At 61.6% G+C, this 17,786-nt stretch carries 22 protein-coding genes; all 22 read right to left on the bottom strand.

The window, feature by feature from the left end:
* Positions 1 to 4: 4 nt before the first annotated feature.
* Positions 5 to 1,780: a phage tail tape measure protein gene (locus AC07UR_RS30225; protein WP_494700307.1), complete on the bottom strand. Its 1,776-nt coding sequence runs from the start codon at positions 1,778 to 1,780 to the stop codon at positions 5 to 7.
* Between the two features lie 58 nt (positions 1,781 to 1,838).
* Positions 1,839 to 2,213, bottom strand: a complete 375-nt coding sequence (locus AC07UR_RS30220) for a hypothetical protein (protein ID WP_494700308.1) — start codon at positions 2,211 to 2,213, stop codon at positions 1,839 to 1,841.
* Between the two features lie 4 nt (positions 2,214 to 2,217).
* Complete coding sequence (locus AC07UR_RS30215) at positions 2,218 to 2,592, bottom strand: phage tail tube protein (RefSeq protein WP_494700309.1); 375 nt, start codon at positions 2,590 to 2,592, stop codon at positions 2,218 to 2,220.
* Positions 2,593 to 2,619: 27 nt separating this feature from the next.
* Positions 2,620 to 4,098, bottom strand: a complete 1,479-nt coding sequence (locus AC07UR_RS30210) for a hypothetical protein (RefSeq protein WP_494700310.1) — start codon at positions 4,096 to 4,098, stop codon at positions 2,620 to 2,622.
* Complete coding sequence (locus tag AC07UR_RS30205; protein ID WP_494700311.1) at positions 4,088 to 4,255, bottom strand: hypothetical protein; 168 nt, start codon at positions 4,253 to 4,255, stop codon at positions 4,088 to 4,090. The genes AC07UR_RS30210 and AC07UR_RS30205 overlap by 11 nt, the downstream gene beginning before the upstream one ends.
* A 31-nt stretch (positions 4,256 to 4,286) precedes the next feature.
* On the bottom strand, positions 4,287 to 5,012 hold the full coding sequence (locus tag AC07UR_RS30200; RefSeq protein ID WP_494700312.1) for a hypothetical protein: 726 nt from the start codon (positions 5,010 to 5,012) through the stop codon (positions 4,287 to 4,289).
* A 1-nt stretch (position 5,013) separates the two neighbouring features.
* Positions 5,014 to 5,433 (bottom strand): hypothetical protein, encoded by a 420-nt coding sequence (locus AC07UR_RS30195; protein WP_494700313.1) that lies wholly within the window; start codon positions 5,431 to 5,433, stop codon positions 5,014 to 5,016.
* A gap of 2 nt (positions 5,434 to 5,435) precedes the next feature.
* Positions 5,436 to 5,771, bottom strand: a complete 336-nt coding sequence (locus AC07UR_RS30190) for a DUF2190 family protein (RefSeq protein ID WP_494700314.1) — start codon at positions 5,769 to 5,771, stop codon at positions 5,436 to 5,438.
* 62 nt (positions 5,772 to 5,833) lie between these two features.
* Complete coding sequence (locus AC07UR_RS30185) at positions 5,834 to 7,339, bottom strand: phage major capsid protein (protein WP_494700315.1); 1,506 nt, start codon at positions 7,337 to 7,339, stop codon at positions 5,834 to 5,836.
* A gap of 69 nt (positions 7,340 to 7,408) precedes the next feature.
* Complete coding sequence (locus AC07UR_RS30180; RefSeq protein WP_494700316.1) at positions 7,409 to 8,038, bottom strand: HK97 family phage prohead protease; 630 nt, start codon at positions 8,036 to 8,038, stop codon at positions 7,409 to 7,411.
* Positions 8,039 to 8,048: 10 nt separating this feature from the next.
* On the bottom strand, positions 8,049 to 9,521 hold the full coding sequence (locus AC07UR_RS30175; protein ID WP_494700317.1) for a phage portal protein: 1,473 nt from the start codon (positions 9,519 to 9,521) through the stop codon (positions 8,049 to 8,051).
* A complete protein-coding gene (locus tag AC07UR_RS30170) occupies positions 9,521 to 9,730 on the bottom strand; it encodes a phage head-tail joining protein (protein ID WP_494700318.1) in 210 nt (69 codons plus the stop codon). Before AC07UR_RS30170 ends, AC07UR_RS30175 begins: the two co-directional genes overlap by 1 nt.
* A 9-nt stretch (positions 9,731 to 9,739) precedes the next feature.
* Positions 9,740 to 11,773: a phage terminase large subunit family protein gene (locus tag AC07UR_RS30165; RefSeq protein WP_494700319.1), complete on the bottom strand. Its 2,034-nt coding sequence runs from the start codon at positions 11,771 to 11,773 to the stop codon at positions 9,740 to 9,742.
* Positions 11,773 to 12,402, bottom strand: a complete 630-nt coding sequence (locus tag AC07UR_RS30160; protein ID WP_494700320.1) for a winged helix-turn-helix domain-containing protein — start codon at positions 12,400 to 12,402, stop codon at positions 11,773 to 11,775. The genes AC07UR_RS30165 and AC07UR_RS30160 overlap by 1 nt, the downstream gene beginning before the upstream one ends.
* 136 nt (positions 12,403 to 12,538) lie before the next feature.
* Positions 12,539 to 12,973, bottom strand: a complete 435-nt coding sequence (locus AC07UR_RS30155; protein ID WP_494701963.1) for a hypothetical protein — start codon at positions 12,971 to 12,973, stop codon at positions 12,539 to 12,541.
* 303 nt (positions 12,974 to 13,276) lie between these two features.
* Positions 13,277 to 13,936, bottom strand: a complete 660-nt coding sequence (locus tag AC07UR_RS30150; protein WP_494700322.1) for a transcription termination/antitermination NusG family protein — start codon at positions 13,934 to 13,936, stop codon at positions 13,277 to 13,279.
* Positions 13,920 to 15,167 carry a helix-turn-helix domain-containing protein gene (locus tag AC07UR_RS30145; RefSeq protein ID WP_494700323.1) on the bottom strand — a complete coding sequence of 416 codons (1,248 nt, stop codon included), beginning with the start codon at positions 15,165 to 15,167 and terminating at the stop codon, positions 13,920 to 13,922. Before AC07UR_RS30145 ends, AC07UR_RS30150 begins: the two co-directional genes overlap by 17 nt.
* Entirely contained in the window at positions 15,164 to 15,811 is a 648-nt protein-coding gene (locus tag AC07UR_RS30140; protein ID WP_494700324.1) for a hypothetical protein, read from the bottom strand. Before AC07UR_RS30140 ends, AC07UR_RS30145 begins: the two co-directional genes overlap by 4 nt.
* Positions 15,808 to 16,113 carry a hypothetical protein gene (locus AC07UR_RS30135; protein ID WP_494700325.1) on the bottom strand — a complete coding sequence of 102 codons (306 nt, stop codon included), beginning with the start codon at positions 16,111 to 16,113 and terminating at the stop codon, positions 15,808 to 15,810. The genes AC07UR_RS30140 and AC07UR_RS30135 overlap by 4 nt, the downstream gene beginning before the upstream one ends.
* On the bottom strand, positions 16,106 to 16,579 hold the full coding sequence (locus AC07UR_RS30130; RefSeq protein WP_494700326.1) for a hypothetical protein: 474 nt from the start codon (positions 16,577 to 16,579) through the stop codon (positions 16,106 to 16,108). The genes AC07UR_RS30135 and AC07UR_RS30130 overlap by 8 nt, the downstream gene beginning before the upstream one ends.
* Positions 16,576 to 17,250, bottom strand: a complete 675-nt coding sequence (locus AC07UR_RS30125; RefSeq protein WP_494700327.1) for a hypothetical protein — start codon at positions 17,248 to 17,250, stop codon at positions 16,576 to 16,578. The genes AC07UR_RS30130 and AC07UR_RS30125 overlap by 4 nt, the downstream gene beginning before the upstream one ends.
* A complete protein-coding gene (locus tag AC07UR_RS30120) occupies positions 17,247 to 17,786 on the bottom strand; it encodes a hypothetical protein (protein WP_494700328.1) in 540 nt (179 codons plus the stop codon). Before AC07UR_RS30120 ends, AC07UR_RS30125 begins: the two co-directional genes overlap by 4 nt.

The raw sequence follows: 17,786 nt of genomic DNA, 5'->3' as shown, positions 1-17,786 counted from the left end.
CACCTTATTTGGAACCACCGGCCGGTCGCCCGGCGGAAGGCGGCATGCTGCGCCCTGTATCCGCATTCACTGCCGGCCGTAGACCGGGACTGTTGTAGCTGCCGAGCGCGCTCATCTTTGAGGCCGCACTGGCGAGTTCACGCGCCGCATTGGCGATGGCAGCGCCTACATCGTAGCCGGCAACCTTGAAGAAGGCCGCTGATTCCTCGATCGCCTTACCGGCTTCCTTGCCGCCATCCGCGACGGCTGCGCCCGCCTCCTCCCCTTGACGTTTGAAGCCGAGGTCGATTTTCAGGGCGCTCTTGAAGTCTTCCTTGCTGGGAACCGAGAACAGGCCGGAAAGCCCGAGGTCCGGCGCATTCGTCGGCGCAAACCCAGCGGGGATTGCATTGGCCTTGGCGGCAACGGGATGGCCACTACTGTGACGACCGACTGAAGGCTTGTTGGCCTCGCGCCCGTACCGATCCCGCTGGTGTTCTGCGATGGCGTCCTTGTTGCTGTATCCGCCCTTGATGGCCATCTGCATTTTTTCGTCGTCGGAACTGAAAAGGCCCCACTGTGTCCGGTTCCAGAAACCGTTGACGCCGTTCTTCTCCAGCCCGGCATTCACCGCCGAATGATAGTCCAGACGATCCGATATCCCGTTCATTGCTGCCGTGGCATCTGGCGCAACAGCGCCGCCGAACGAAACCTTCAAACGCTCCCAACTATTCGACATCGTGTCGATGGACGATTGCGTATCCGTCATCACGCGCTGCACGTCTCGCCACACAGCGCCGTTGACTTCCGCTGAATTCATCAGGTTCAAAAACCGCGCAAGGCTTTCCTCACTGGTCATCAGCGATTGCATGCCGAGCCGGAATTCCTGGTCGGAAAACAACAGCGGCAACTTGGAAAGGTCGCCATTGATTGCCTTCTGCGAGATCCGCACGAAGGCCGCCACGGCATCTTCGCCAGCTTTCCGGGCCGCAGTCATTTCCTTGCGAAGATTGATCCCGAAGTCGCTGAACTTTTTCGCAGTCTCTTCGGAATACATCTTGCCGAAGATGTTCTGCGCCTGCGTCGCTGCCGCAGAAGCGTCGCCGGTATCCTCGCGGATGGTTTGCAGCATGGCGACCAGCTTTTTCAGGCCATCCTCGCCAGAATAGCCCAGCGTCGCAAAGCTGTTTGCAAGGCCGGGAATGTATTGGGCCATATCCTTCAGTTCGAACTGACCGGCCTTGCCGCCGACAACCATGATGTCGAAAGCGCGCTGCAGTTGCGCCGTCTCGATCTTCAGAGCGTCGGCGGCCTTCAGACCGGTATTGGCAATATCGGCAGTCGCAGCGCCGGAGGCTTGCGCCGTCGCCAAAACCGAAGGAAGGAAGGCCATCGCTTCTTCCAGAGATTTGCCAGAAGAAACCAACGTGTCCAACGCCTCGATCGCGGGAGCGACACTGTCGAATTTCAGATCCTTCGACACCTTTTGCGCCAGGGCGAAAGCGTCCGCCGTCTGTTTCGATGATGCGTCGGCTGTAATCCCGATCCGCGTCATCTGCCGCTCAAGTGCTGCGAAATCCGTCAGCGCAACCTTCGCCCCATATGCGATCGCCGCCGGCGCAGCATAACGAGCAATGGTCGCGTACATCGCCGAGGTGGATCGGGCAAAGGCCCCCTGCTGTCGGCTGAAGGCGGCAGCACGTTTGTTGATGCCATCCATCTTGTCCGCGACGGACTTGTGGGCACTGCCAGTCTTGTCGACCGCCGTGTACTTCAGTCGTGCTTCGATTTCGCGGTTCATGATCTACTCTTGAAAGCCAGAGCGCGACGGGACCACCAGGCGATCTCGCCGATCGTCATTAGCTGGACGCGGGCAGCGTCCCATCCGAGCCGGAAGACAAGGGTGTCGGCGACGCCGGCGAGGTTGTCGAGGCCGCCCGCTTGGAGAAAAAACCGATGATCTCATTCTGCAGATCGAGAGCGTCGCATGCTTCCAGCTGCGTGATGCAGCTGTAATCCGGGGAACGCAAAAGCCGCCGCGCATACTGATCCACGACCGAATGGTAGACGACAACCATGAAACCGCCGGCCCCGTTTGGCTGCCGTTCGGCAGGCTCTCCGAGGCCGTCGATGAAGATGTCCTGATAGACAGGGGCGCGAAGCACGAGCTTGTCGAACGGCTCATGTCCGGGCACCTCGTACTTCTTCGAGAGAGGAACAGTCTTGTCCGCCATGAGATCAGCCGCCCGTACGACGATAGGTGTCGCCGACGATCGTCAGGCCGCTCACCTCACCATTGATACGGTTGTTCTCCGATTCCCCGGAAAAGAACGCGTCGATGAAGTGGTGCGTCACGCCGGTCATCTCCTCGGTGATGACAATGTTCTGACGCGGCGCCTCCATCAGAGCCGCCAGATCGATGCCACCGTCCTTAAATGTCACGTTCGCACGCGGCGCCGTCGGGGTGCCGACGCGATCGGTCGAGCCATCCTGGTTGGTCACCGCCTCGATCGACTGGCGACCCGCCAGAACGGCGAATGTCCCGCGCAGCGAAAGCGGCACACCGCTCGAAAGACGAACCTGCATGCGGCCGCCAAAGTCCTTGCCTGCCATGGCTTATTTCTCCAGAGGTAAAAAGGGTCAGATTTCCGCGTATACGCGAGCGAGGCCTGCGAAGATGTCGAGCGGGTTGGCCCGATCCATCGGCAGGACGATATCAACCCGGTTGGGATTGTCCGCATTGCGCACGACCGTGATCTGGTCGAGCGCCTCCTGCCCCGCTTCAAGAACGCCGCGCCGCGAAAGCTGGATGGTTGAGTTGACCAGGTTGGCGCGGATGTCGTTCGGCCGAACCAGTGTCGGGAGATTGGCCGGATTGTCGTCGACGATGGCCTTGTTCGAAAACTCATAGGCCAGTTGCGCGCGATAGAACTTCAAGGCGTAGGTCGTCTGGTAGATCGCCTGGATGTCACGCAGCGCCGTATCCGGCACGCCGTTCGTGGTTTGCTGCTGCGTCACCGCCTTGTCGATCGTGACCTTGCCGGACACATCGACCTTCCACGTGGAGACGCCGTTCGTCACCAGGCTGTTGCGCGTCGCGTAATCGGGCCAGTAATCACGGTCGCGCGGGGCGATCATATCGACCAGCACCAGGCCAGACTGGTTTGCCGAGACCCGGCCATCCGAACCGCCATCGAGATACGATGCGATCGCGCCAACATAGGCCGACACGAACTCGTAATCCGGCCGCGCCATGGACGCCAGCACCGGGATCAGCGAAAGATGCCAGCTGTCTTTCGCCAGTGCCGAGGTGACGATCTCGCTCACCGTGCCGCTCTTCGGATAAAACACATGGCCATAGAGCTGCTGCAGGTACGACCAGCGGCCCTGCGCATTGTCGTGATAGGTGTCGAGCCGTGTCCGGTTCGTATCGTCACCGAAGGCAGATACGACAATCTCGAAAGGATTATCGCCCATGGCCGCAAGAACCGCTGAGACATCCGGCGTTCCGGCGCCTGCGGTCGAAGTGGCAAAGGTCAGAACGCCCTTGAAGGCGTTGACGCCCTCAAGCACCGGCAGGTAGATGTCGATACCGGCCGCATAGGCGCCCTTGTGTCGAGCCGTCAGCGTGACGACGTTTGTGGCAACCGTGGCTGTGAAAGCCAGCGAGATCTTCGTAACCGGATTGATGTAGGCGTTGACGGCCGCAGCGATCGCCGACGCAACGGCATTGGCCGTATCGCCTGCCGCGATGTTAATCGAGACATCCTCGCCCGCAATCGTCACCACACCCTGCCCACCCGAGGCGGGAACCACACCGACCGTGATCGTACGCAGTTCGGCGGTCGCACCTTCCTCGACACGACCAAGCCAGATTTCCTGCACATTGGCGTTGCGCCGCATGCGGATGAACATGGCTTCCAGCATGGAACCGCGCCCTGCGAGGTAACGCGCCTGCTCGACACTCGCGCAAAGCGCGACGCCACCGGCAGCCAGAGCACCGGCTGCCAGGCCGAAGCCAAGAAGGATCGCCCGGTTCTCGGAGGAAAACTGCCCGCCGCTTTCGACATCGAAAGCAAGCAGGGGCGCGACAACGCCGCTCGGAATGTTAGTCGTCATTGGCGTCATCCTTTTGTTTGGCCGGCTTGGCGGCTATGAGATCGCCGTCCTTGACCATCCGGCGATGAAACTGGGAAAGTTCGTCGATCACCCGACCGTCTGAGGGCCAGCCGCCGGGGATCGTGCGGCCGGGCGCCGCCACGTATTTCGTCAACATGAATGCCTCGCAACAATGAGGGGTGGAACGATCAGGGGGAGAGCCCTGCAACACCGGTCGTCACATCCACACTATCGGTGACATGGACGGTTCCTGAAATCTGCTGCAGCGCAGACGGGGTTTCCGCCAGAAAATAGGCGCCGAGCTGCTGCAGCTTGCGCTTGGCATAACTGCCGTCTGGCAAGTCGGCCGCGACACTGCGAATGGGTTCCGGCAATCCGCCGCCCTCGTTAAAACGATCAGCGACGACCTCGATCGTGTAGCGCAGCGTCATGCGCTGGAAACGCAATCCGAGATCCGGAACTGAGAACGGCATCTCTTCCAGACTGACAACCCGCCTCACCAGCCGGCGCCAGGCGACGCCCTTCTCGCTGAATTCCAGAAGGTAGCGAATGCGCGAGCAAAGCGCGGCCAGCACCAGGCGCGCGGTCGGGTCGGTGCCTGCCATGGCGTCGGCAAATTCACCTTGATCATCTTCCGCGACCACAGCCAATTCCACGACGATATCGATCACTGCCTGCTGTTCGACATCGGAAAAATCCGTCATCTCGCCACGAAGGGTAATGCGGGCATCATTGCCATGCACCGCGATGACGGGCGTAAAGTCGTGGTCCCTGTTTATGTCCTGCACCGGGATTTCGCGACTGTCATAGACCAGCTTTCCCGCCACAGTCGGAAAGGCTTCGGTCCCCGCGATCGCAGCGGTCGGGCACAGGATCTCGACAATGAGAAGCCGCAGCGCTTCAGGTGCCAGCATGTCAAAGCTCCTCGTCGACCACGATCTGCGGTTTGGCTAAGGCCACCACTGCAAGCACGGTCCCAAGACCATCAGAGTCAAAACTCGAAATCGAATACCACGCATCATCCTCATGGCGACGCATAAGGAAACCGGCCTTCAACGGCCGGCCATCGACGAGACGAATGGAAGCCTGAACCTGCAGCGCGCGATGCATGATCCGCCGACCGTCACCGGAGGGCTGCGCTCGGCGCTCGGATTCCATCATCGTGTTCTCAAAGAACACGGCGGACGTTTCCCAGGCGGCCGGATCGGCAAGCGCCACGGTTGCCGCCGCATTCACGCTGCCGCCCCCGACCGGATACACCGTGACGGCCTTGCCGTGCACCCGCTCGACGGTCTGGCGGCTCACCGCCGCCAGCCGATCAAACACGTTGCCCATCGTCAGACCGTGGTCGGGCCGAGCTTAACAGGCACGAAGTCGGACGGGTTGGCTGCGGCTTCGACGGCAGTACCGAGAAGCGTGTTGCCCGAAGCCGTCTTGTTCACCACCTTGGCCGTGCTATCCCAATAGACCTTGTCGCCGATTGCGATCGCCAGCGCAGAAGTCTTGGGCATACGGAAAACACCGTTGGTCTGAAGCGCGAAGGTCACGCCCTCGGCTGCCGTGGATGAAGCCACACCAACGAGAGAGCCCACGACGACGGCGTTGCCAGAGACGACACCACCGGTCGGCGCGGGGATATCGATAGCATCCCCCGGCTGAATGAAGTTTTTCATAGTCCACATCCTCTTGATTTCAGGAGGGCCTCAAAGAGGCTCCGATGGAGAGTGACCGGGGCTTATGCCCCGGCGTTCTTGTAGCCGCCCCGGAAGTCGGTAGCGCCGCAACCGAAATCGTGCTCGACAGACATGGCGAAGCCCTGCTGTCCGAACGGCTCGTCAAACCGCACGCGCGGCGCCTCGTAACCGTCGAGATAGCCCCAGCGGTAATTCGAGATGCCGGCGGCAGGATCAGCGAACATGTGCCAGGCGTTGCCGGCGATCTGTGCGGTCTCGACCGGCTCCAGGCGACCGGAGAAGATATTGACGTTGGAAGCCGTGGCGGGGGTGATCGATGCCACCAGCTTTTCCGCCTCGGTGATCTTGTCGGGACCGACGAGAAGGATGCGTGCGCGGTTTTCCAGCAGCGGGTTGCCTTCAAGAGACTTCTGTTTTGACATAGCCGCGCGACCCAGGGCGACCGAGTCGACAGAGATTGCGGCAGCCGCGCCCGCCAGATTGGCATGGTCGGCGTGGAACACGTCCTTGCCATCAGCGAGCTTTCCGTTGAAGGCACTGGCGTAGAACGTCGTTTCTTCGAACAGCGCGACGGTCGCACCGTAGCTGCCGAGCAGTTCAGAAATCGCACCGAGATCGTCGTTGATCAGCATCTGCCGCGTGATGCGCAGGGCGATCGCATAGCTGAATACCGAGATCTGTTCCTTACCTTCGGAGAAGGTGCCGTACTTGATCTCGCCGTCTTCGGCGACCTTTTTCAGCATCGGGAAATCGCCGAGCTTGACCGAAGTATGCGGACGGAAATCACGGAAATTCCGCTGGCGCGAGATCCGGCGATAGGTCGGCTGTGCCAGAGCGTAACGCGCTTCGAGGGTGCGATTGACCGAACCTTCGAAGATTGCCGGAAAGTCCGACGTCGTGTGCGAAGCGCGCGTGTAGATCTCGTCGACCTGGCGGGCATTCAGCATCAGACCGCCGCGATAGCCGATGCACTCGGCGGCGATATCGATCAGACCGCGCGACATGTAGCCGCGCGCCGCTTCGCTCGGACCTGCCTGCGGAACAGGAACGCCCATGCGATATGCCAGCGCTTCCGTCATCGCCGAGCGGCGCGTATCCCGCTCGTCGACAATGACGCGTGCCGGAGCCGTCGGATTGGCGCACGACCGTGCCGCGAGGTGTTCGAAAGCACGGACGCGAAAATCCGTCACGCTGGAACCGGTCCGCAGCGCTTCCGAGATGACATCGTCGGCCATGCCGGCCTGACGACCGAGCGCAAGGATTTCGGCGGAGCGCTGACCTTCACCTGCAGCAGGCGGGGTCTGCGTCTCCGAAGATGCAGAGGCGGGCGTCGGCGTCGCGCCGGCGCGCTGGTCGAGACCATCAAGGTCAGCTTCACGCTTGGCGATCTTTTCTTCGGTCTCGCTGATTTCCTTGAGAATGCCCTTGTGTTCATCCTCGATGGAGCGCGCCGCGTCAGGCTCCATACCGTCCTTAACTTCCGCCAGCTTGGCAGCGGCGCGAGCCTTGAGCTTGGCAAGGTGCTCCCGCAATTCTTTGAGGGTCATGATAATATCCTTATTCATGAAGCCGCGCCCCTGACGGCCATTAGTGGGGCAGATGGCGGTGCGGGATCGCTAGCGCGCCAATCGGTTTTGAGCCGCAGCCATGCGCATCCGGATGCGCACAATCTCGCTCACATCAGCCGCGCCACCGATGACGCGGCAGGCAAATGTTTCGGAAGCATCGCCGCCAGCGCGAACCTGCGCGCCTGCGTCAGCAGGGATAGGGACAGCAGAGATTTCCCACGGCTCCCAATCGATCACCCGATGGATCGGGATCTGGCCGGCCCGCTCTTTCTTTTCGACTGCGTGGATGCGGTAGCCGACCGAGATGTTCGACACGACGCCTTCGACGATCTTTGCGACCCGATCCGCAGCGCCCGGCGCCTTGGAAAGCTGCACCTTGGCAGTACCGACACCGTTCTCGATCTTTGCCGAACCTCGGACAACCGAGCCGATCACATCGTCGAGGCTGTACTTAGAGTGTGTGTCGAGAAACGGCGCACCGCTGTTCAGACGACCAAGCCGGACGCTCTTCGAGTTGACGACCAACTCCTCGTCGAATTCGCCCTCGATCCAGGAGACGCGGCGGAAGGTCGCCCCCGTGGTCCACACGACCTCGACCGTGTTCGCAGCTTCGTCGAACGAAGCCGACCGCACTTCCGCATCCCGAATGAGCTTCGGGAGCTGAATAACATTGCTCATGATGTTGACCTCACTCTTGCGGCGGCTGTTCGTTGCGGGGCGCCTGCCCGTTCTGTGGTCGCCGCGGATCGATATCGAGCACGATCCCGTTCTGATCGGCGAAGGCGAAGAACGCCTTGAAGTCGGCAACCACCGTCCGCCAGTCGTTGCCCCAGGCTGACACGAAGTCCTGTGGCGACATCCGTCCCGAGCGCACCGCCAGAATGTCGGCTTCCAGATCCTTCTTCGGATCGATGGGCTCGACCGCCGGCATCACCAGGCGGAACTGGTACCCATCTCTCCGGCGAGGAATACGACCCGAAAGAACGGCTCTGTCGGCAAAGCGACGGGCGACCGGCATACACAAACGCGGCCCGATGATGTGCCACTGGATCTGCTCGACGAGACGCCGGAATTCTATCTTTCCAGCCCGAAGGCTTGAGTAGTTGGCCTGCCGCAGATCGCCGGTCATCTGGTCATAGGTGAGGCCGGCACCTGCGGCCATGGCCTGCATGCCGGCGACATAGGTCTCCGCGAAAGCCGACTGGGATGATGGATTGGCGAAAGTGATATCGGCCTCGCCGATGTCGGCGATCATGCCGGGCTCAATCTTCGTGATCTTCTGCCCTTTTTCGTCCTTGCTCGAAGCAAGGACATTCATCCCGCCGGGCTGGCGATGGATAAACCCCGCAAAGCTGGCTTGCGTGCGAGCCTGCACGATCGCCGCTTCCATGAGATCCTGTATCTCGTTGGCCGTCACCAGGATCGGCGCAAACCAGCTGATACCGCGAACCTGCCCAAAGCGCAGATGACGATAGAGGTGGCAGACATCACCCCATTCGACGAGCGACGACCCTTGAACGGCAGAGGCGTAAGAATCGCCGGGATGCTCCCTGAAAAGCCAGAGACCTTTGCGCCGACCCCAGTCACCCAGCTCGACGCCAAGGCGCACATTGTTTCCTGCGAAACGATCGCGCGAAGCATCGATACTGTCACCCTCAAGACCCAGCAGTCGGAACGGCACTGAGCCGTCCGCCTCGTTCATGGTGAGGTCGATCATTCGGGTGACGCAGTCGCCACCCTCGACCATAGATCGAACTGCGAGCGCCTGGTGCGCGCCGAAATTCATCACCCCTTCGACATCGCAGATTTCCTGCCATTCCCCGAAGGCGGCATTGAAAGCCTTGTCGGCGCGATCACTGCCTGTATCGGCAACGACGAGAATTCCGGTTCCGACGACGTGCGAGGCGAGCACGTCCAGGATACGCGTTCCCATCCACTTGTCGCGGACAAAGGCACGAGCCCGATTGCGAAGGGTAGAGAGCGCACCGCCAACCTCGACATTCGCCGAGGTCGCGCGCGCCCGCCATGAGCGATTGCGGCGCCCAGCCTGCGCGGCGGCGTAGTCGCGCTCGCGATATTGATCAAGAACCGTCCGTGCAGCAGCACGCCGCACGCCCGATTCCGGGCTGAAGACCGAAACGAATTTGTCCAGCAGGTTCATCAGTAGCCACTATCGTATTGGGCAAACATCACGTTGCTGCCGGTTTCGGGCGTATAGAGAGCGTCGCGAATTGCATCGCGTGCGGTCAGAAGTTCCTTGATCGAGTGATACTCGACTTCATGGGTCTGGAAGCGCACCCGCTTCGCACCCGTTGCAATCGCCGCCTCGATGGCGGCGAGATCTGCTGCAGTCCAACTTGTCGTGGTCACGGATGAACCTCAGTAGTGATCACTTCCGAAGGCGAAATCATCGTCGTCGTCAAAGCGATGCGAAATCATCGGCGAGCTAGCAGCAGATTGACCATCAAGATCGCGCTCGGCGATGGCCTCGCTATCCACTGTCTGTGGGGCGGTGGTCTGTGCCTGCGCGACCAGCGGAGCCGGCGCAAAAAGATCCTGCGTAAACACCTGTTCGGGCACGCCGCGCATGGCGATGAGCCGCTGCCATTCGTCCGGCGTCATGCGTGCGATACCGAGATAATCCCCCAGCGCCTCGCCATAGACCTCGCAGTCAAGCAGGTGGTTTTCGTAACCGACGCGTGGGATCCACTTCTGGCGCGACCGGCCCTTGAACTTTTCGGTACCGAGATATTCGGACGTGATCTGCTTGAAGTAGACCTCGTCCATCCAATCGCCGAAGTGGCAGTATCCTGGCGGGTCGGCATCCTTGCCGGCGGCTCGACCTTCCTTCCGAAGGTTCGCGTAAAAGGCGCCTTTGATGGACCATGTGCCGACACCCCAAAGCATCACGCCGTTGCGTATGCGCTTGCCGTTGAAGTTGATATCCATCGGCTTTGGCTGCCCGATCGGCGGGCGAGACCATCCGTCGAGACCGTCGAGTGCGAACACACCGGCCTTGCCCCGGCACCAGGTATAGACGACGTGGCTGCGGTAACCCGTATCCACGCCGAAGGCATCAACCTTGCGGGTGCGGCCGAACGCGTCCGGCCACTCCTTGCTGCGCAACTCCTCAAGTTTGAGGAAGGCGCCGCCATGCGGATCGTCGGTCGCGCCCTCGATGTAACCGGCATCGACCCGCCAGCTCCGGCGATCCGGCCCCCATGCCTTGAATAGGTACCAGATCCCGTTCATCTGCACGTCGGCGGTACCGACAAACACGATGCCTTGCGCTGGGATATGCCCGCGCTTCAGGCCGGTTTCCCGCCGCTCCATCAGCCTGACATGATCGGGCGCGTCGCCCTTCATGTCGAAAGGCAGGCCGAGCGTCAGGTTGAAGAACGTCTTGAGCTTCTGCGGATCGCCGTTGCAGGCGACGAAGCGTTCCGCGATCTTCTCCCACGGAACGAATGGGGATGTCAGCGCATCGAAATGGTAGGACGGATATGCGCCCGGCCGGCTGGCCTCAGCGATCCACTTGCCTTTCCGATAGAGCGAAACCTTCTCATGGCTCTGGACGATCGAGCCGCAGCACGGTGTTGCGTAATACGGGTCGTGCGGAAACGCGTCGTTGAACTTGAAGTAGCGGCGATCGAACTCGAATTTGAAATGCTCGCCGCAGCCGGGGCACGGCATGTTCCAGTAACGCTGGTCGCCGGCCATGAACTTGTCGTCGATCTTCGACGAGCCCTTGACCGTGGGCGTGGAGACATAGGCTCGGAACCAGTCGCCTGACGCCAGGAAGGATTCCTGACGCGCTTCGATCATGCCGAACGGGTCGCCCTGCCCGTTAAGATCGTCGGGGTATTCGTCGATCTCGTCGCAATACGCTTTCTTGATCGTCGACGACCGAAGGTCTGCCGCCGAGTTGGCGATCGCCAGTTTCAGCGAGCCGCCCGGAAAGCGCTTCGCCAGCGCGGTCGAGCCTTCGCCCGAACGGCTAGTCTGATCGCGCACCAGCTTCCTCAGCGACTTCGACTGCTGCACCATGACGGTCAGCTTCTCGCGGTTGAATTCCGCAAGGGCGTTCGTCGTCGGCTGCACGATCATCATGCGGCAGGGGTCCTGCGCGATCGTGTAGGCAGCGGAGCATAGCAGCAACGTTGTGAAGCCGGTCTGCGCCGACTTCCTTACCGCGATCTCGTTATGCCCGCTCTCGACCATGGTCATGAGCAGCGGCTCGCGGATATGCGGCGTCAGACTGTCATCCCAGGTGTCGCCGCTGCGCGGTCCATCCGGCACAACCACGTTCTGGCGGGCATACTCGACAGCATCCAGCTTTTCCGGCGGCATGATGGCCGCCGCAAGAGTGGCGGCGAACAAGGCAACCGCCGAGCGCTTTAGCGCGATGTGCATCAATCGTCACCGTCGAAATGTATGTTGATGTCGATGCCCTGCGCTTCCGCCTTCGAAGCCTCACCGGACACCGCAAGCAGATGCTCGGCAACGACCTTGCGCTGTTCCGCGATCTTGGTGCGCATCAGCCTGCGAAGGTGCGGCTCGCCTTTCCGCGAAGCCTCCATGATCTCGTCGATCCACTGCATCGGCATGCCGAGGTCGCGAACGACCTGGTCGCAAACCTTGATCAATGCACCCTCGATACCGTGCTCGCCCTTGATCGGTATGAGCTGCCCGCTGCGTTCGGCGTAGTCCAGCGCCTTCAGCCGGGTCTCGTATTTGGCCTTTTCGGTCTGGGCGTCGCGCAACGCACCGCCGTTACTTGAGGCCTCGTCGACGGACTTCCTCGTGGCGGCGCCGATCTCGCGGGCTGCGTCACCGACCTGTCCGACGAGACGGTCGTAAGTGGCAAGCTCGACCATCCGCAGCCGGCCATTCTTGCGGGTCGACAACCGGCCTTCGCTTTCGAGCTTCGCCACCTTCTCGCTTGCGGTCTGCCTGCTGATCCCCTTCAGCTTCGCCAGGTCGGAGACGCTGACCCAATGACCTTCCGGCAACGCTTCCATCTGCTGGACAAGATCGCTCATGTCAGGTTGTCAGCCCCTTTGTCAGGGTTGTCAGGTCAGCTTTTTGGCCGCCGTCACTAGCGAAACTTCGGGGTCGCCCCGGCCCGCTTGGCGGGGGTGGCCGGGAAGGACCCAAAGGGGGGTGGGGGTGGCAGGGTCACCGAGGGAGGAGGCGACCGACCTCATGAAGAAAGCGAGGAGCGAGGTGCTCGGCCATCAGCTCGGCCATCACTTCGAGGTAGACGTCCGGGTTGTTGGTGACCGCATGTGCAGGGTTGGCGCCGAACAACTCACGGATCGGCAACCTCTTGTCACCGACCCTTCGCATGACGCCTCGGTGGCCGCTCTTGAAGCCAGCCAGAAAAGCTTGCTCGTAAGATCCGCGACCACGCACGGAAACGCCCTTGCGCGTTTGCCTTGCGCCAAGCCGATAGAGCGGTATCCATCCAGAATTGAGAACAACCTCGATCGAGTTGCCACCAGCGTTGTAATAGGCCCGCGTCAACTTGTTGACCATGTTGCGCGGCAAGGCCGTATGCTCAGAACTGCGATTTACAATTCGGGTTCTCGCCATCGCCCGCATGCGCGTCATTGCGCGCGCCATGGCCTTGACCTTGATCTGTTCGGGCAGTCGACGAATGGCGCGGGAGAGCGCCAATACTTCCGATGCGTCCAGTCTCAGCTCAGCCGTCATACTCTTAGAACACAAAAGGCGACCTTTCGGCCGCCTGTCATCTTCTCATAGCTGTAGCACTTGCCCTGAATCGATGTCTCGTCGGGAGACTGTCAAGGCTGGGGCTGACCGGCGTACCGACCTCGGGATTGCTCCCCGCTGTTTAGGCGTTTTCAGAGGCTCACTTCAGGATCATCAGCTAGTCCAGTGACCGAATGACTCTCACAACTTCCGAAGCAATGCAAGAGGCACCGTCACCGGCACTTCGCCGCCCATGAAGCGGATAGCCACGACGACGTCGCCCCGTCCTTTCCTGTTCGGCGTGACCACGATGGCTTGCTGATTGTTGAACGGGCCAGCCGTTATCCATACCGGCTCGCCAGCCCTTACGACCAAGTCAACAGGACGCTCCCAATCGTACGTTCCTCCAAGCGCCATCGCGTTGAATCGAGATACTTCCTTGTCGCTGATGCGCATCGGCCGCTCGCACCCACCGAGCACGTCAATGGCATGCTCGATGCCCTGCAGACCCGCGAGATATTCTGCCTGCGGTAACATTTGAACCAGCACGTATCCATGGATAACGGGCATCATTGTGCCCTCAACAACACGATGACGACGGCGGAGATCCGGCCCTTTTCGCATGGGAACAAGCGACCGAACGCCCATTGCATCCAACGCATTTTCCACCGACTTTTCACGACCCGTCCAGACTCGAAGCGCGAACCACGGCGTTTTGCCGCCGTTGATTCGGCAATTCATGGTCACCAACGCGCCCTCGTCGAGCAGTCCGTCTGTGATTCGGCGCATGCGATCTTCGAACCGCTCGCCTCTGTAGACAGCAATCGGAGCACCTTCGGACACGTTACGCTGCATGATCATCGCCCTTGCTCCTTGCTGCGAGATAATCGGAAATCTGTTCACGGTATCGGTCGACCGCTTCGGCTACAGCGCGGTCGAGATCCTCGCCGGCGTCGATCGCCGGGAAGTAGATCCAGTCAGGCAATCGCCCGTCGAAGAATGGCCATCCACGACGCTTGTGCTCGCGCCTCCATGCCTCCATGCGGTCGGAATCGCGGTGCACCTGCTCGAAGCCGTGCGCCGCCTCGTCGAGCACGCGCGGGCATAGCCAGCCCTGCCGGTCCCTCGCCCGTTCGTGCATCAGGTTCACTGTCGGCCACCCGCTGCGCATCCGCTTTTCGGCCATGACATCGGACAACGTGGTTTTGCCGTCGTTGATCTGGCGCTGCTCGAAGCCGGTCGGGCCGGCGACAACGCCGGTCGGCGGCAAGAGCAAATCTGCGATACGGGTGGAGTTCCAGAGCTTGCCGTAAGGCGGCGCAGGCACGTTCGCGGGCTTCGACGCCTCTTCCGCCGAAGGCACGGCCAACCAAAGCTTTTCGCCGAAGTAGGTCGACGGCGCCGGCACGTGGGATTTCTTCTGCGCCTTGAGGAGATCCAGCCAACGCGGGAAACGGTCAGCGGCTTCGCGCCGTTCGTCGGCGGTGAGCGAATACCAGGCGCGGCGGGCAGGCTCTTTCGGCATGCCAGCAAAGCCCGGCCAATCCTTGGCAAGAGCCCAGAAGGCCTTGTCGATTGCAGCTGAGCTTTCGGACTGGCTTTCCTGCCCTTCCGCCTCGCGCACGCCCTCTCTCAGATTCTTACAATCAGTATTTTCTGAATCTAAGTTATTACTATGTGCCGGTTTTACCGGCGCCGGCAAAACCGGCGACGGCAATGCCGGCGCCGGCATTTCAGTCTGCGGTAGAAATGCAACACTTCCGCCGGATGCCATGTTTTCCGGCATGTCGCGCGGCTCATCGAAGATGACCAGCATCGACGATCCGAACTTGCCGTCGTCCCGCTGCTGCTCGCGCTCGGCGTAGCCAAACTCGACCAGTTCGGCGATCATCTTGCGCGCCTTGTCACGCCCGCAGCTCCCCTTTTTGATGATGTCGCCAATGACGACAGTCCAGTTGTCCGGCTTGGAGAGCAGGTAGCCGAGCAGCCACCGAGCCTCCATCGAAAGCCTCGCGTCTTCAAAGACATGGTTCGGAATTGCCGCGTATCGCGCATTGCGCACGCCACGGCGGATGGTTGCCTCCTGGCTCACTCTGCCGCCTCCTGCATTGCATGGCCGCCCCACTGTGCCGCCATCGCACGTGCGAGGCCGGGATAGGTGGCTGATCTGAATTTCCAACGGTCGGGACCGGGTGGCGCCCGATGAACGTGCGACCATCGCTTATGCTCATCTGAGCCCGTGGCCGGCGGCGACAGGCGATCTGTCGCCGCAAGCTTCGGAAGTCCGCGAAGATAGAGCGACGTAGCCTTGAAGGCGGGATCGCCGAACCACCACGGCTGCACGGTCTGTGCCGGCGCCTGATAGTCGCGGATCCGTTCTTTCGCATACTTGTGCATCACCGGGTTTTCGACCGCGACACGCTCAATGGGCGCATTCCAGCAGTCAGAGAACAACGCGGCGCCGGCGTCGAGGTCCGCCCACATTTCCGCAAGCGTCCGCCCCTTCGGGGGCGCCTTGAGCCAGCGAACGCCGGAATTGCAGAGACGCGTGCACGGCGGGTGCATCACGGCGAGCAAATCCCAGCCGTCACCAAGCAGGTCTCGAATGTCGCACATGATGTGGCGATTGCTGCCGTCGTCTGCCGGCAATAGGTCACAGGACCACACATCGTGGCCCATGGCGGCAAAGGCGCGGCGGACAACGCCGGAAGTTTCGCAACCAACGAGAACCTTCACGGCTGGCCCTCCTGCCCGTCTGCCGGCAAACCGCAAACGATGCGGTGCATGCGTCCGCGCGCGACGATTACGGCCATGTGCTGGAATCCGGCGTCATCGATCGACCGCGGACTGCGAAGCTGCGCCATCTCCGCGTCGAGATAGGCCAGGCCCTCGCGGAAACCGGAGTGCATCAGGCGATTGCGGATCGTCGATTCACAGGTCATGAGCATGGAAAGCGGGCATTCGAGCAAGGCGCTCGCACGCTCCGCGTCATCGGTCGCATTCGCGAGCCGGGCGATTTCAGGGCGAAGCTCATTCATCGTCGCACCCCGGCCCGACCGCGCCAGCGTCACCCTTCGCCACGAAGTCCTTCCAGTGCTTCCAGCCTTTCGGGCAATGGAAGCCCCACTCGCGAATGCGCGGGCCGGTGATGAACAACGTCTTGCAGTACCAGTGGTCTCGGATCTCCAGCCGATGGGCGCTGGAGGCTTTGCGCAGGACAACATCGCCTTGGCGCAGCTGCCGCCTGATATCGCCGGGCAGAACCTCCAGCATGGAGCCGTCGAGCACAATCGACAGCGACCACCACGGATGATCGTGCAGCGCCCGATCGTCATCGGAACGCTTGATGTGATGGTGATAGACGTTGAAAAAGCGGTTGCGCGGGATGAGGAACCACCGAAGCATGTAGGGCCGCTCGGCGCCGCCGATGATGAAATCCGGCTCGCGCCTCAGGCGCGTCTCAAGCGCGCGGTTGATGAGCTTCGCGAGGATGATCGATTTCATCGGCCGATCTCCTTTTCCACCCGCTTCGCAAGCGCCGCCAGGTCGCGCGCCTTGGCGTCGAGATCGTCGAACCGGCGCCGCAACGCCGCCCCCTCCTCTACGAGCCGCTTCCGCAACTCGACCAACCCCTGATACTCGCGGTCGAATGCCGCCTTGGCTTTCAGAAAGTCGTCGAGCAGCGGGTTGGAGCCTTCCGCGCCGAAGAACTGGTCGCGGATCTCGCGCACCCATGCGAGCGGCACGTTGAGATCGTCGGCCACACGCTTGTCGGTCCAGCCCGCGCAATAGGCCTCGCCGGCATAGTGGTCCGAGATCTTGGCAAACACGATCTGTCGGTCGGCGCGGCTCATCTCCGGCGGCGGTTCTGCCTTGAGCGGCACCACGTTCACCGCCGGCCCTTTCTGGGGCGTCGTCATCGTCTCGGTCTCCTCTGGGGTTGGCGCCGCACGCTTCAGGCATTCCGGGCAACGGTCCTTCCGGCCCGTCGTGCCGACCTGCCAGCCAAAGCTGCGGAAATGTTGCGGTATGGATTCAGGCGTCCGGCGCTTCACGCCACGCTTGAGCGGGTAGAAACAAACGGCGCCACAGGTGCAGCGGATGCGATAGCCGTGCGCAGCGTTGCCGCTGTCGGTGGCTCCGATCCGCTCGATGGGGAATGTGCGCGCGCTCATGACGACCTCGCACGCATGTACAGGTCATAATCGCCGCGCATCTTCCGGAACCGCGCCGCACACGACGCGTCGTCGTCGAGCTGCTTTTTCGACTGGATGTTAAGCAGGAACTTAAGGCGGGTATCGGCTTCAGCCGTCGAGCGAACCTGCCCGCCCGCACCGCGCTCCTCTAGAAACCGCTGAAACGTCGCCTTGCCGCAGAGGATCGCCGCGACCTGGCTCAGCGGCCGGTTCGCCCGCGTTTGGCCCTCCAGCCGCCCGCGAAGATCGATCACCGCCTGCGCCGCGCGATCCTGCAAGGTCAGGAACAGCCTTAGAAGATCCAAGCTACTCGACAGCAGCTCAAGCTCAGGCGTCAGCGCGTCGTGATGCATAGCGCAGAGCCCGACAGATTCGCCTGTCGAGCGCTTCGCGATGATCCGCGTCACGGCGCCGTTGACGTCCAGCTCCCAATCGTCGCCCGTCAGACGGTCGGCGATATCGCGGAACCTTGCCAGTTGCGCCTTTTCGCGCGCTCTTTCCGGAGAATCAGCCAT

Source organism: Ensifer sp. GW821-FHT05G01, from assembly GCF_059419585.1.
This window is presented reverse-complemented; position numbering and strand designations above follow the sequence as displayed.